At 57.1% G+C, this 12,436-nt stretch carries 14 protein-coding genes; 5 read left to right on the forward strand and 9 right to left on the reverse strand.

Annotation, left to right across the window (positions count from 1 at the left end):
• Window positions 1-87 precede the first annotated feature (87 nt).
• From Dform_RS06470 to Dform_RS06480, 3 genes are all read right to left on the reverse strand, one after another.
• Complete coding sequence (locus tag Dform_RS06470; RefSeq protein WP_076004294.1) at window positions 88-2,433, reverse strand: GspE/PulE family protein; 2,346 nt, start codon at window positions 2,431-2,433, stop codon at window positions 88-90.
• Between the two features lie 75 nt (window positions 2,434-2,508).
• Window positions 2,509-3,201 carry a LuxR C-terminal-related transcriptional regulator gene (locus tag Dform_RS06475; protein ID WP_076004295.1) on the reverse strand — a complete coding sequence of 231 codons (693 nt, stop codon included), beginning with the start codon at window positions 3,199-3,201 and terminating at the stop codon, window positions 2,509-2,511.
• A gap of 3 nt (window positions 3,202-3,204) precedes the next feature.
• Window positions 3,205-3,447 carry a helix-turn-helix domain-containing protein gene (locus Dform_RS06480; protein ID WP_076004296.1) on the reverse strand — a complete coding sequence of 81 codons (243 nt, stop codon included), beginning with the start codon at window positions 3,445-3,447 and terminating at the stop codon, window positions 3,205-3,207.
• A gap of 137 nt (window positions 3,448-3,584) precedes the next feature.
• Between Dform_RS06480 and Dform_RS06485 the strand changes: the two genes are divergently transcribed.
• Entirely contained in the window at window positions 3,585-4,571 is a 987-nt protein-coding gene (locus Dform_RS06485) for a tagatose 1,6-diphosphate aldolase (RefSeq protein ID WP_076004297.1), read from the forward strand.
• Here Dform_RS06485 and Dform_RS06490 read toward each other — a convergent pair.
• From Dform_RS06490 to Dform_RS06505, 4 genes are all read right to left on the reverse strand, one after another.
• The gene (locus tag Dform_RS06490) at window positions 4,568-5,155 is read right to left on the reverse strand and encodes a hypothetical protein (RefSeq protein ID WP_076004298.1); all 588 of its coding nucleotides are present in this window, start codon (window positions 5,153-5,155) and stop codon (window positions 4,568-4,570) included. The genes Dform_RS06485 and Dform_RS06490 overlap by 4 nt on opposite strands.
• Window positions 5,156-5,298: 143 nt before the next feature.
• Window positions 5,299-6,216: a DUF5667 domain-containing protein gene (locus Dform_RS06495; RefSeq protein WP_076004299.1), complete on the reverse strand. Its 918-nt coding sequence runs from the start codon at window positions 6,214-6,216 to the stop codon at window positions 5,299-5,301.
• Window positions 6,213-6,752 (reverse strand): sigma-70 family RNA polymerase sigma factor, encoded by a 540-nt coding sequence (locus tag Dform_RS06500; RefSeq protein WP_076004300.1) that lies wholly within the window; start codon window positions 6,750-6,752, stop codon window positions 6,213-6,215. Before Dform_RS06500 ends, Dform_RS06495 begins: the two co-directional genes overlap by 4 nt.
• Before the next feature lie 192 nt (window positions 6,753-6,944).
• Window positions 6,945-7,673 carry a DUF362 domain-containing protein gene (locus tag Dform_RS06505; protein WP_076004301.1) on the reverse strand — a complete coding sequence of 243 codons (729 nt, stop codon included), beginning with the start codon at window positions 7,671-7,673 and terminating at the stop codon, window positions 6,945-6,947.
• Between the two features lie 336 nt (window positions 7,674-8,009).
• Between Dform_RS06505 and iorA the strand changes: the two genes are divergently transcribed.
• Window positions 8,010-9,809 (forward strand): indolepyruvate ferredoxin oxidoreductase subunit alpha, encoded by a 1,800-nt coding sequence (iorA, locus tag Dform_RS06510; RefSeq protein WP_076004302.1) that lies wholly within the window; start codon window positions 8,010-8,012, stop codon window positions 9,807-9,809.
• Window positions 9,806-10,408, forward strand: a complete 603-nt coding sequence (locus Dform_RS06515) for an indolepyruvate oxidoreductase subunit beta (protein WP_076004303.1) — start codon at window positions 9,806-9,808, stop codon at window positions 10,406-10,408. The genes iorA and Dform_RS06515 overlap by 4 nt, the downstream gene beginning before the upstream one ends.
• A 7-nt stretch (window positions 10,409-10,415) precedes the next feature.
• Here the strand turns inward: Dform_RS06515 and Dform_RS06520 are convergent, their stop codons facing one another.
• On the reverse strand, window positions 10,416-10,913 hold the full coding sequence (locus Dform_RS06520; protein WP_076004304.1) for a CBS domain-containing protein: 498 nt from the start codon (window positions 10,911-10,913) through the stop codon (window positions 10,416-10,418).
• A gap of 19 nt (window positions 10,914-10,932) precedes the next feature.
• The gene (locus Dform_RS06525; RefSeq protein WP_076004305.1) at window positions 10,933-11,142 is read right to left on the reverse strand and encodes a ferredoxin; all 210 of its coding nucleotides are present in this window, start codon (window positions 11,140-11,142) and stop codon (window positions 10,933-10,935) included.
• A 167-nt stretch (window positions 11,143-11,309) separates the two neighbouring features.
• Here Dform_RS06525 and Dform_RS06530 point away from each other — a divergent pair, with 167 nt between their 5' ends.
• Window positions 11,310-11,885, forward strand: a complete 576-nt coding sequence (locus Dform_RS06530) for a superoxide dismutase (RefSeq protein ID WP_076004306.1) — start codon at window positions 11,310-11,312, stop codon at window positions 11,883-11,885.
• Window positions 11,886-11,908: 23 nt separating this feature from the next.
• Window positions 11,909-12,388, forward strand: coding sequence for a ferritin-like domain-containing protein (locus tag Dform_RS06535; RefSeq protein WP_076004307.1), 480 nt, complete (start codon window positions 11,909-11,911; stop codon window positions 12,386-12,388).
• The last annotated feature ends 48 nt before the right edge of the window (window positions 12,389-12,436 follow it).

Below are 12,436 nucleotides of genomic sequence, written 5' to 3' on the forward strand. Positions count from 1 at the left end.
AGCGCCTAATCTCCAAAACGGAACGCCGTTATTTATATAATTATACCCCTCTATACAATCCACCCAATCGTGACACGTTTTGTTATTTTAGAAACTTTCTTCTGGTGAATAGGCATTCTTTAGTACTTCCGATGGCGTGGTTATACCCTCTCGTACTTTCAGCATGCCGTCTTTCATCATAGTGACCATGCCCTCGCGGATGGACTGGGCGCGCATATCGACGGCGCTAGCGCCGTCGAGCATCATCCGCTTGAGCGTTTCAGAGAAGTACATGATCTCATAGACGCCGACGCGGCCGAGGTAGCCGGTGTAGGCGCAGGATTTGCAGCCGGTGCCGTAATTGAACTTGGCGCGCTTTTCCCCGGTCTCACGCTCATAGGCGTGCTGCTCCACCACCGGCGCTTCAACCTGGTGGTTGCAATAGGGGCAGACGCGGCGAACCATGCGCTGGGCGACGACGCCGATGACGGCCGACGAGATGAGGAAGGGCTCAACGCCCAGGTCTACCATGCGGAAGAGGACGCCGACGGTGTCGTTGGCGTGGATGGATGAAAGCATCAGGTGGCCGGTCAGGGCGGCCTGGACGCCGATGTTGGCGGTTTCGGCGTCGCGGATTTCGCCGACCATGATGACGTCCGGATCCAGGCGGAGGATGGAGCGCAGGCCCGAGGCGAAGGTGATGCCGGCCTGGACGTTGACCTGGATCTGGTTGATGTCCTTGAAGCGGTATTCGGCGGGGTCCTCGATGGTGATGACGTTCCGGGTCTTGGTATCGACCGTGGCCAGCGAGGCGTAAAGGGTGGTGGTCTTGCCGGCGCCGGTGGGGCCGGAGATCAGGATCATGCCGTAAGGCACCCGCAGCATGCTCTCATACTTGGCCATCGACTCTTTGTTGAAGCCGAGCTGGGGCAGCTGCATCAGGCCGCGGGACTTATCTAGGAGGCGCATGACCGACATCTCGCCGTGGACGGTGGGGGCGGTGGCGACGCGGATATCGATGGACCGTCCGCCGGCGGTGACCGAGAACTGGCCGTCCTGGGCGTGGTGATGGTCGGCGATGTTCAAAGACGCCAGAATCTTGATGCGTGAAATTATGGCCCGCTGCACCGAGATGGGCAGACTCATCATTTCCTGTAACGAGCCGTCAATGCGGAAGCGGACGCGGAGGCGCTCTTCATCGGGCTCCAGGTGGATGTCCGAGGAGCGGGCCTTGACCGCTTCTTCGATAATGAGGTTGAGGGCCTGGGCGAGGGGCGCGTCGACGGCGGCGTCCACGGCCAGTTTTTCATCGGAGATGTCCGCCGACATGGACATGCGGGACAGGAACTTGTCGACCTCGCCGTAACCCTTGTAGTTGAAGTCAATTGCCTCACGGAGTTCACGCTCATCGGCAGGCAGGGCCTTGATGCGCCGCTTGGAGTAGGCGGTCAGGGCTTCCAGCGCCAGGATGTCCGACGGGTTGGCCATGGCCACTTCCAGGGTATTGCCGGTGAGGCGCACCGGTATGGCGTTGTAGCGCCGGGCCATGATCTCCGGGATGATCTTCAAAGCTTCCGGGGTGGGCAGCTGGCGCAGTTCCCGGCCCAGCTTGCCGCCTTCGGCGGGCTTGATCTCCATCTGGGGGGGCGGGGCGGTGACGGGGACGGTGGTGAGCGGCGTGACTTTTTCATCCGCCTTGGGAGTAAAGGTGATGATGCGGATCTTCTGGCTGTCGGCAAATTTCTCGGCTTCCTCGGACAGGTGGGCGGAGGTGGCGATGAACTTGGAGCCGACCCGGGCGTCATAGGCCTTGGTGTCGAACAGGGCGATCTCTTCCAGGTTCAGCACCGGGGCGTGGTTGATGATGTCTATGCCGAGGCAGTGCTCCTGGGCACCGTTGCCAAGTGAGCAGGCGACCAGGTCAAAGGTGTGCTCGATGCCGCTCTTGCCGGTCAGCCGCGCGTTCTCATCCACCTTGTAGCCGGTCTTCTTGAGCGATTCGATGAGGTCGGCCTTATCGACAAACTTCAGGGGGCGGTCCAGGTTGGGGGCTTCGGGGGCGGGGGACGTTTCCGCATGGCTGAAGAGGACCTGGAGGGAGGCTTCATCGAAAAGCTGGACCTTCTGGCTGTCGGCGAACTCCTGGGCCTGCTTGGCGAGATCGGTGGGCAGGATGACCGCGCGCTCCGAGATGCCGGAGTCATAGGTCTTGTTGGCGAAAGCGAAGATGGAGGCTTCGGCCGCCGACTGGTCGGCAAGGCCGGTCAACACCGCGAAGGCGATGGTGCGCCGGGCAAAACCGTCGTCACGCCGGGCCAGGACGTCGAAATTATGCTCCAGGCCGGAGCGGCCTTTAAGCTTGGCCTGCTCCGTGACCTCGTAGCCCTGGCTGGTGAGGTAGGCGGACAAGCGGGCGCCGATGGACTTCTTTTCGGCAACCTTGGTCGGTGTCATAGGAGCCTGACCTCGCATTCAGTAGAAGTGTATCGTGAATTATAAATCATATGAATACTAACTATCTAATATTGTTCAACTTGCCTTTGTCGGTTGTTCCGTTTCACGGCCCAAGGGGATATAGCCGCGGCGGATAGCCAGCACGGCGGCGTGGGCGCGGTCATTGGCGTTCAGCTTGCGCAGGATGGCCGAAATGTGGTTTTTGATCGTCTGTTCCGAGATCTTCAGGGCCAGGGCGATCTGCTTGTTGGTATGGCCGTCGGTGACGTGGATGAGGATCTGGCGCTCGCGGGAGGTGAGGGGGGCGACGACATCCAGGCCGGCGTCCATCTCGGAGAGCTCCTGGAAGTTTTTCAACACCCGCTGGGCGATGAGGGGACGGGTGAGCAGTTCGTTGATGGGATATTCGCCGCGGGCGGCGCGGTCGATGGTCTCCAGGAGTTCGCCGGCGGTGGTGCTCTTCTTGAGGCAGGCCACGGCTGCGGTGCGGATGACATCGAAGAGTTCGGTGTCGTTGGGATCCGGGGACAGGATGATGACGCGAATGTTGGGGTAATACCGCACGATCTTCCTGCCCAGTTCCAGGCCGTTGGCGGCGGTCAGGTCAGAGCCCAAAAGGACGATATCGGGCATGGCGGCTTCCACCTTGCCCAGGGGGTCTTCGTTGGGATCGCATTCGACTACTTCCAGGTTCTCCCGGGATGAAAGCGCCTGGGCGACGCCGGAACGGAAAAAGGGTTGTTCATCGCAAACCATAATTCTGGTCATGTTTTATGCCATCTCCTTGCTGTCTTCAGCCGCTTCTTCGGCGCCGTTGTGATTCTGGTGCACCGCCAGGAACTCGTCGATATCCTCGCGCCGGAAGCGCCGGTCGCCGCGGGGGCCAAGCTGGTAAGCCTTGAGGTTGCCCTGGTTGCTCCAGCGCCGGACGGTATTGATGTGGACGTTAAGTATCGACGCCACTTCGCTCGTGGTGAGCATCGGAGTGACTGGCGACCCGTTTTTCTGAGCCATGCTGATTTACCTTTCTCAACCTTACCATAACTTACAAGAAAGAACTATAACTCATTGAAAGTACCTCCACAAGATGACTTTCGTACTAATGGAAAAATATTTTTGCGTCCCATGAAGCCGAGTAGCATAATGACGGTATGAACGAAAGTTTAGGTATCGGGAAAATCCGGGGGCTGCAGCAAATAGCGGGTAGCGGCGGCATCTTCACCATGGCGGCGCTCGACCACCGCGGTTCGCTGGAGCGCGGCTTGTGCCGGGTTGACGGTCCGGAGTGTTACGCCGAGATGGTCGAGTTCAAAATGGAACTGTGCCGGGCCCTGGCGCCCTTTGCCAGCGCCGTGCTGCTGGACCCTATCTACGGAGCGGCCCAAGCCATCTCAAGCTCGGTGTTGCCGAAAGGGACAGGCCTGCTGGTCAGCGTCGAAGCCACCGGCTACGAGGGGCAGAGCACCGCCAGAGTCACCCGGATTTTGGAAGGGTGGGGAGTGGAGAAGATCAAGCGGATGGGGGCCTCAGCGGTCAAGATGCTGGTCTATTTCCGGCCGGATACCGGGAGACTGGCGGCAACCCAGCTATCGACAGTAGAAAAAACCGCCATCGAGTGCCGCAATTTTGATATACCATTCCTGGTTGAACCGGTAGCGTACCCCCTGGAGTCCGAAACCGCCGCGGATTTCCATTCCAGGAAGACTGAACTGGTAATCGAGACAGCCAGGGTCATGACCGCGCTGCCTATAGACGTTCTCAAGGCGGAGTTCCCGGCGGACACGGCGTCAGGCAGCGATGATGCCATGCTTGAAGCCTGCCGCAGATTGGATGAAGCATCCGCCAAACCATGGGTCATCCTGTCCGCGGGAGCGGAATTCGAGGTATTCCGAAAAGAAGTTGAGATAGCCTGCAAGGCGGGGGCTTCGGGTTTTCTGGCGGGCCGGGCGTTGTGGCAGGAAGCGGTCGCAAAAGAAACGGACGATAAAAGGATCAAATTCCTGAATACGGTGGCAGCCGGGCGATTAAAAGAAATCAGCCTGATCGCGGAAAACTCCGGGCGTCCCTGGTATCGCAGGCTCGGCCTCGAGCTGGGATTCCTGGCGGCGGTGGACGAGGGGTGGCATGAACGGTACTAGGGGGAACGGCCGGAGACACATACCTGGTCATTCTTGCGGTTCAAGCCCGTCACTCCCGGCATCTTCGAAAAGAAGTCCCCGGGCAGGGCCGCGCCCAGTTTTAGGTGTAATTTTATTCCCGATGCTGCCCCGCACGTAGTCATAATCATGATTCCGGGTATTTTTCTCAAAGCATTCTGAAATGCAATCGCGTCCGGGGTTGTAAACCGGGTCAGTTGTAACAGATAGTTTCCGGGGGCGAATTCTTCGGCAACCTCTACAATGGGTGCCTCAATCGTTGCATCCGGTGAACCATCCGGATTCTTGATGTCGACGCCGGTGCCTTCCTGTTCTTGTTCCCCGGTCAAGCAGGGTTGACGAATCGGTGACGCATCGGGTTCTCCGATGGCGTTAATTTCGGGATCAGGCCTGTCCGGAACTCCGATGGCGGTACAGTCAACGTTAGCTTTTTGGCCGGCGGGAATATGTTCTTCCAACTGACGGATCAGAGACTCGGCTTCGCGGCGCGCCAGTTCTTCAATCTCGGCGAGCATCCTCGCCTTGCCTTCGAAAACGTTGGATGGTTCGTTGTCCCTGTCGTTCAATCCGGACCTCCGGCAGAGACCGGCCCTACAGCTTTGGGCCAATCGTGCAATCACCAGGAAGTATAAGGTGACAGGCAGAGGCTGTCAATCACCAAAGAACCGAAACACCCAAGGTATGATCTAAAATGAAAGCTGAGAAAGGTTCAGGGATTTTCGATCAAAGCCTGGTAACCATTCACAATCGCCGCCAAAGCTCTGTCAAGCGCCTGCTGAACCGCCGGGGAATTGGAGGGGTTGAAAGCGCCGGAAAGAGAAGCGATCTGGTTATTGGCACTGACAACGATACCGGAATCGATCGCCGAGCCATTCTGCGGCGCGGTTACCGATGTCCCAAAAATCGGGATATTCGCCTCCGGAGGACCGGCGGTTCCGGCTACCGTGGAGCTGCCGGGAGGCGGGGTGACTCCGGGTGAGGTCGTATCCGTGACGGTATTGCCCGGTGTTCTCGGGAAATTTGAAGAAGCCTTGGCGGCGGCATAATCGTTGGCGGAAAGCCCGAGAGCGGACGCTGCCGCCGAAAGGTTGCCTTCGATTCGGCTGGTCAATTGGGCGATACCCTGAGAATCACCTTTTTGGGCAAGGTAAACGATCTCGCTTACCCGCCGATCATTAAGGGCAGTATACAACTGTACTTTGGCTTCGGAGGAGAAGGTAACATTCACCAGCGCCTGTTCGAGATCGAGCTTCAAGGGGTAAAGAGCCTGTCCGGGCATGGCTGAAGACGCGGCATAAGCCACGCCGCCGCCCGCCATGGACAGCCCCAACACGAAAGTGACGATGGCGTTGGCCCAACCGATCCGCCAGAAGGGCCTGGATTTCGCGGTACGGCCGGACATCTCCGCCATGCGCTCGTTCAAGGCGACCCGGATCCGCATTCTGGCGCCCGCGGGCGCCTCGATCCTGGCGGCGTTAGAAATATCGAGGGAGGTATCGAGGAGATCCCTGAGTTCCCCGGCATACTCCGGATAACGCTTGAGACAGTCCTCTACGGTAGATTCTCCGGTGAGAACTTCATCCAGGCAGGTACTGAAAATCTGATCTATTTCGTTGGCTTTGTTCATTTGGATTCACCCATGATACGCCGCAGAGCGCCGACAGCGCTGTGCTGCAAGGCTTTGATCGCCCCTTCGTTCTTGCCCATGACCTTCGCCACCTGGGCTATCGGCATATCGGCGCCGAAACGCAGGGCAATCACCTCCTGCTGTAATTTCGTTAATTTCTTGGCCGCCTCTACCAGTTCTTTAGTTTCGAGCTTCAGTTCGGTTTCTTCGACCAGGTCGCCGTCAGCCGGAATCGCCAAGGATTCATCGAGTTCCATAGTCGGCCGCCGCGATCTTTTCCTGAGAGTGTCCACTACCTGGTTGTGAGCTATCCGGTAGAGCCAGGCGCTGAAGGGAACTTCCCGCATTTTGTAGGAACAGATCGATTCCAGGGCATTAACGAATACCTGTTGTGTCAAATCTTCCGCCTCGGTACGGTTGCCGATCTTGATCGCCACGTACCGGTAAATCTTTTCGAAATAGGCCTCATATAACTGGCCAAAGGCCTCCGGATCGCGGGATTGTGCCCGCGTTATGAGACTTTGCTCATCCTGCACCTTGAAAAAACCCCCTTGTCGGCAAGCGTAATGTTGAAGTTTCTACCGACACCGTCCGGTTTTAAGTCGGTGCAACAATTATAACGAAAGGATTGGCGCCGGGATAGCACCAGGATGGTTCCAATCCGGGCGGGAGCTTAAAAAAGAAAGCCCGGGAGCTGCCCGGGCTTTCTTCTAATGACGAACGGAGTGTCAGACTTCGATTTCCTGGCGTCCCAGCTTGATATTCTCCAGGTAGTCAGCCTTGATGCCAAGGGTTTCGGAAATCTCCGTGTCCACATCAAGGGGCCTGCCCATGAATATCTTTCCCACTTCTTCCGCGGTGCCGTGGACCGGATCATCCCCGACGATGAATTTTTGCTTCGCCTCGATGATGCTCATATCGAAGGGGAGGGTAAAATAAAGGTCAGCCAGCACCTTGTCCAAGCCGAGAGCATACAGGTTCCGCCAACCGTCTTTATTGCCGCCGTACTTGGCTATGGGCAGCAGCGACATGAGGTTGGACATGGTAAGTTCGCCCTGCCCTTTGTTCACTCTGAGCGGCGACACCGATATCAGGTAGTCCGAGGACAGGATAATATTGGGCACCCAGAACGTTGGTATGATGAACGGTTTCGGTAAAGGGTTATCCACCTCAACCCAGGTGGAATCCTTCACGTCCAGGGTCAGCACCCTTGGAAAATCGTATCCGAGTGATTGATAAATGGGACGGATAGGTTCCCCGTTAGGCGTGCCGTCCAAAAGGATTATGTCCGCATCGGAAATCCAGCGGATGCCCTTGATGATGCGAGCGATAATATCCTTACTGGTGGTCACCGGGTAGCCCGCGGCAAAATGAGCCGAGGGTTTAATCAGGACCCGCCTGGCCCGTGAAATGGCTTCCGGGGCTTTGAACACAAACTGCGATGCGTTATATATCAACTCGAAAAACCCTTCTCAGGAATGTTTATGTGGTTAGGGCAGTCTTTTTGGCAAATCTAAAATAAAAAACTTGAGACGCGTGCAAAGTGCGAAGTCAGTTGGCATCGGTCCCAAGTGAGTATTCTTACCAGGCCAAAGACCCAAGGCGCAAGGCCTTAATCTCGGCACAGCTTACGCGATGAAACGGGCTAGAACTAACCCCTCCTATACATTCATTTTAACATTCTCGTCAATAGGGTTTGAGACAAAATCACCCCATTCCTATCGGATAAGACGTCAGGTTTGACTTTGAACGGCCCGTAATTTATCCTGAATCACTATCGCCAAGGAGCCGAATTGGAACGTCTCTTGCTGTCCGGGAACGAAGCGATCGCTTTAGGCGCAGCCCATGCCGGTGTAAAGATCGCCGCTGCTTATCCGGGCACGCCGTCGACCGAGATCATGGAAGCCATCTCCCGGATTCCGGACATCTACGGCGAATGGTCGTCGAACGAGGCAGTCGCGGTCGAGGTAGCCACCGGAGCCAGCTACACCGGCGTCCGCGCCATGGCGTGCATGAAACACGTCGGTCTCAACGTGGCAGCCGATGCCTTCATGGCCGCCGCTACCACCGGCGTCAGAGGCGGTCTGGTAATTGTCTCCGCGGACGACCCTGGGATCCATTCGTCGCAGAACGAACAGGATTCCCGAAATTACGCCCGGCTGGGCAAAGTTCCCTGCCTTGAGCCTTCAGATTCGCAGGAAGCCTACGATTTTGCCCGCGCGGCATTTCAAATCAGCGAGGAATTCGATACCCCGGTGCTGCTGCGCCCGACGACCCGCGTCTGCCATTCCAAGAGCATCGTCGCTCCAAGAGAAAAAAACCCTATCGGACAAAACCCCGAATTCCGTCATGACCCCGGCAAACTCGTGATGCTGCCCGGTGCGGCAAGGATGCGCTGGGCCAAAATCATCGAAAGGCTGCGGCAACTCTCCCTCTACGCTGAAACATCCGGTCTCAACAAAATCATCGTTGGAAAGACCGACCTGGGCATCGTCGCCAACGGCATCTCCTACCAGTACGCGCGCGAAGTATTCCCGGGTGCTTCGTTTCTGAAACTGGGAATTTCTTACCCCCTGCCGGAAAAACTCGTTCGGGATTTTGCCGGGCAGGTCGGGAGACCGCTGGTGATCGAGGAACTGGACGGCTTCATCGAAACCGAGCTTCGAGCCATGGGCATCGCTGTGACCGGTAAAGAATTCTTGCCGCGGACAGGTGAGTTCTCTCCCGACGTCATCCGCGACTCAGCCGCCAGAGCCGGCATCATCACCGGAGCCAAATCGAAGCCGGCGCCCGCCTCAGGCCTGGCCAAACGGCCGCCCCTGCTTTGCCCCGGCTGTCCTCATGCCGGCTTTTTCTTCACTCTGTCCAGCATGGGACACCGCTCGACGTTGCCCGGAAAGACCCAGCGAACCCCGAAACTCACCGTCTGCGGAGACATCGGCTGCTACACCCTGGGCGCCTACCCGCCTCTCGGCGTCATCGATACCTGCGGCTGCATGGGCGCCGGAATATCCCACGCTGCCGGCATGGCCCAGGCTGGAATCAGCGAAAAACCGCTGGCGGTGATCGGCGATTCCACCTTCATGCACTCCGGCATCAACAGCCTGATAAACGCGGTTTACAATCAGGCCAAGATCTGCGTCATCATCCTGGACAACGGCACCACGGCGATGACCGGACACCAGGGACATCCCGGAAGCGGGGTATCGGTTAAAGGCCAGTCAGGCAACCGGGTGGTCATCGAAGACCTGGTCCGGGGAGCCGGGGTAAAAAACGTTGCCATCATCGACGCCTTCGATTTGAAAACAATCCGTTCTGCATTGAGACAAGCGATGTCCTCCGAATCCCTCGAAGTCCTGATCATCCGGGGCGAATGTCCCACCCTGGCACGAAAAAAAGCCAAACCGCTCGAACTCTCGGCGCAAAAATGCGACGATTGCGGCGCCTGCCTGTTGATCGGCTGTTCGGCCATCATGAAAACCGGAAACGGTAAGATTACGATCGACCCCGGCGCCTGCCTGGGGGAGAATTGCACTCTTTGCCTGCAACTCTGTGCTCGCGGCGCGATCTCGGCAAAAGAGGTTTCCTCATGAGCGGCAAGGATATTCTGATCGTTGGGGTCGGCGGCCAGGGCGTAGTCCTGGCTTCCAATTTCCTGGCTGAAGCCGCGCTGAGGGCTGGTTATGAGGTCAAAAAAACCGATACGCTGGGCATGGCGCAACGCGGCGGCAGCGTCGTCTCCCATTTAAGGTACGCCGGATCGGTGGCCTCACCGCTTATCCCGGCGGGAGAAGCCGATTTGCTTATCGCTTTTGAAAAACTCGAAGCGGCCCGGTGGGCTCATTTCCTGAAGCCTGACGGCGCGGCCATCGTCAACGACCTGGCCATGCCGCCGTTATCGGTAACCCTCGGGACCGAGACCTACCCTTCTGATCAAGACCTGCTGGATATGCTTTCGGCTTTTTCGACCAATATTCGGTTGGTTCCGGCGACAGCCGCCGCCGCCAACCTGGGCAACCCCAAAATGGTCAATACGGTGCTTCTAGGCTACGCCTCCCGCTGGTTGGATATCGAACCGGGAATTCTCACCTCTGCCATAGAAGCCGGCTTACCGGAAAAGCTTCGGAAAACAAACTTGGCGGCCTTTGAAACAGGCAGGGACCTGGCCGCAGGTCAGTTCCGGCAGGAATAATTTCGGGTTAAGTCCCGGTCTCGCAAACCGGACCGGTTTTCAGAGCATCGCCCAGCATCTTTGAAAGAAGCTGAGGCAATTTTATCTCCCCTAAAAACACCCCGGCCTTATCTACCACCGGGAGTTCGGTGGCCTGTTCGAGGACCATGATCTGCAGCGCCTGGGCCAGGGTCGCCTCCGGGTTTACCTCCGGCCCAGATGAAAGAATATCGCCGATCGTCTGGGACTGGCACAGCTTCACCACTTCGAAAGCCTGGAGCGAATCGACGGACCGTATGCTCGAGCGGCTGACAATTTCCATGCCCAATTTAAGTTTGACCCAGTTCAGGATGTAATGCAGTTTTACGGCGCCCTTGTATTTATTGTGCCTGTCGACGATGAAAAGAGTGTGCACGTCGGGCTGGGAGAGAAATTCATTTATAGCCTTTTCCATGGGTTCATCCTCGGCGGCAAACACGGCTTTTGCCCCGGAAATCATCACGTCCCGGACTCGAGTTTCGTCCATTGGTTCTCCTTTCGCCATTTCAGGGATACAGGCGGTTACCATTATCATCGAAAACGGCGATGGCATCAACCGGGCAAGAACGGGCGGCGGCCAACAACTTCCCGTCATCCACTGATTTAGGATCGAGGAGTACGGCTTTGCCGAAAGAATCGAGCTCAAAAACCGTCGGGGCTTCCTCAACGCAGTCCCCGGCGCCGATGCATTTGTCGCGGTCTATCTCTACTCTCATGAATTCATCCCTCCCTAATGACATTGTAACACCGGTATGCGCCCAATCTATCAACCTGCCCCGGCGCATGTTTTTGTGATGATGGTTTGAGCCGTGTTCTCGATACTATATAATGGATTCGAGGACAAGCATCCTCAATTGCGATCGATAATCAGGGAGGACTCTCGATGTACACCGCCACGGATTTCAATCACCTGAAAGGAATGCCGGGATTTTCCGAGACTCTGCTTAACAACCATTTCACTCTGTACCAGGGTTACATCAAAAACACCAACAAGCTCTTCGAAACGCTCGATGCCCTGTCCAAAGCGGGCAAGTCCGATACCCCCGAATTCGCCGAACTGCAGCGCCGCTTCGGTTTCGAGTGGAACGGCATGAGACTGCACGAGCTGTATTTCGGCAACCTCGGCGGCGACGGTTTGCTGGCGCCCGCGGTCAAGCTGGAGAAAAAACTGGCTGAGGCCTGGGGCAGCCGCGAGGCGTGGGAGAAGGATTTCCGGGCTGTCGGTTCGCTGCGGGGCGTCGGCTGGGCGGTGCTCTACCAGGATCCGGTTAGCGGCGCCTTATTCAACTGCTGGATCAATCTCCACGAATCCGGGCACCTGGCCGGATGCAATCCCCTCCTGGTAATGGACGTCTGGGAACATGCCTTCATGATCGATTACGGGCTGAAGCGCGCCGACTATATCGATGCCTTCTTCAAGAATATCGATTGGGCGGCCTGCGAGAAACGCCTCAAGTAAAGTTATCGATAAGGAGAGAAAACATGACTATCGCCTTCTCCCCGGCAGAGCTCTACAACATCGCCATCGCCGTTGAACGCAGGGGGGCCGCGTTTTACGACACCCTGGCCCGATCCTCCCAGAACGACCTGGTAAGACAGTCGTTTCTGGCGCTGGCGGCGATGGAGCACCAGCATATCCAGGCTTTTCAAAAAATGCTGGCATCCGCCCCAAAAACCTTCGGCGAAGGGTATGGCGATGAGGAATACGCCGCTTACTTCAAAGCCCTGGTCGATTCCGCCATATTCAACGACGACCTGGCTACCAGCGAACTGGTGACCAAGGTGGACAGCGATAAGGAAGCGGTCGAGATCGGGATGGGGGCGGAAAAGGATTCCATCCTGTTTTACGAGCAGCTGCAGGACATTGCCGGGGGCGATGCCTCGGAAAGCATCGGCAAGATCATCAGCGAGGAAAAAGAACACCTGCGGAAACTGGCGGAGATCAAAACCAAATTACAATGACCAAGATACAATAACCATATCAAATCTCAAGAAACAAACAGTTTTGGA

Origin of the sequence: Dehalogenimonas formicexedens (assembly GCF_001953175.1) — a bacterium.
Taxonomy (GTDB): Bacteria; Chloroflexota; Dehalococcoidia; order Dehalococcoidales; family Dehalococcoidaceae; genus Dehalogenimonas; species Dehalogenimonas formicexedens.

Bases quoted from the DNA above. Each gene is read 5' to 3' on its own strand.
- Dform_RS06480 (WP_076004296.1), bottom strand. From the start codon at position 3,447: ATGGCTCAGAAAAACGGGTCGCCAGTCACTCCGATGCTCACCACGAGC.
- Dform_RS06475 (WP_076004295.1), bottom strand. From the start codon at position 3,201: ATGACCAGAATTATGGTTTGCGATGAACAACCCTTTTTCCGTTCCGGC.
- Dform_RS06515 (WP_076004303.1), top strand. From the start codon at position 9,806: ATGAGCGGCAAGGATATTCTGATCGTTGGGGTCGGCGGCCAGGGCGTA.
- Dform_RS06525 (WP_076004305.1), bottom strand. From the start codon at position 11,142: ATGAGAGTAGAGATAGACCGCGACAAATGCATCGGCGCCGGGGACTGC.
- Dform_RS06470 (WP_076004294.1), bottom strand. From the start codon at position 2,433: ATGACACCGACCAAGGTTGCCGAAAAGAAGTCCATCGGCGCCCGCTTG.
- Dform_RS06485 (WP_076004297.1), top strand. From the start codon at position 3,585: ATGAACGAAAGTTTAGGTATCGGGAAAATCCGGGGGCTGCAGCAAATA.
- Dform_RS06495 (WP_076004299.1), bottom strand. From the start codon at position 6,216: ATGAACAAAGCCAACGAAATAGATCAGATTTTCAGTACCTGCCTGGAT.
- Dform_RS06535 (WP_076004307.1), top strand. From the start codon at position 11,909: ATGACTATCGCCTTCTCCCCGGCAGAGCTCTACAACATCGCCATCGCC.
- Dform_RS06520 (WP_076004304.1), bottom strand. From the start codon at position 10,913: ATGGACGAAACTCGAGTCCGGGACGTGATGATTTCCGGGGCAAAAGCC.
- Dform_RS06530 (WP_076004306.1), top strand. From the start codon at position 11,310: ATGTACACCGCCACGGATTTCAATCACCTGAAAGGAATGCCGGGATTT.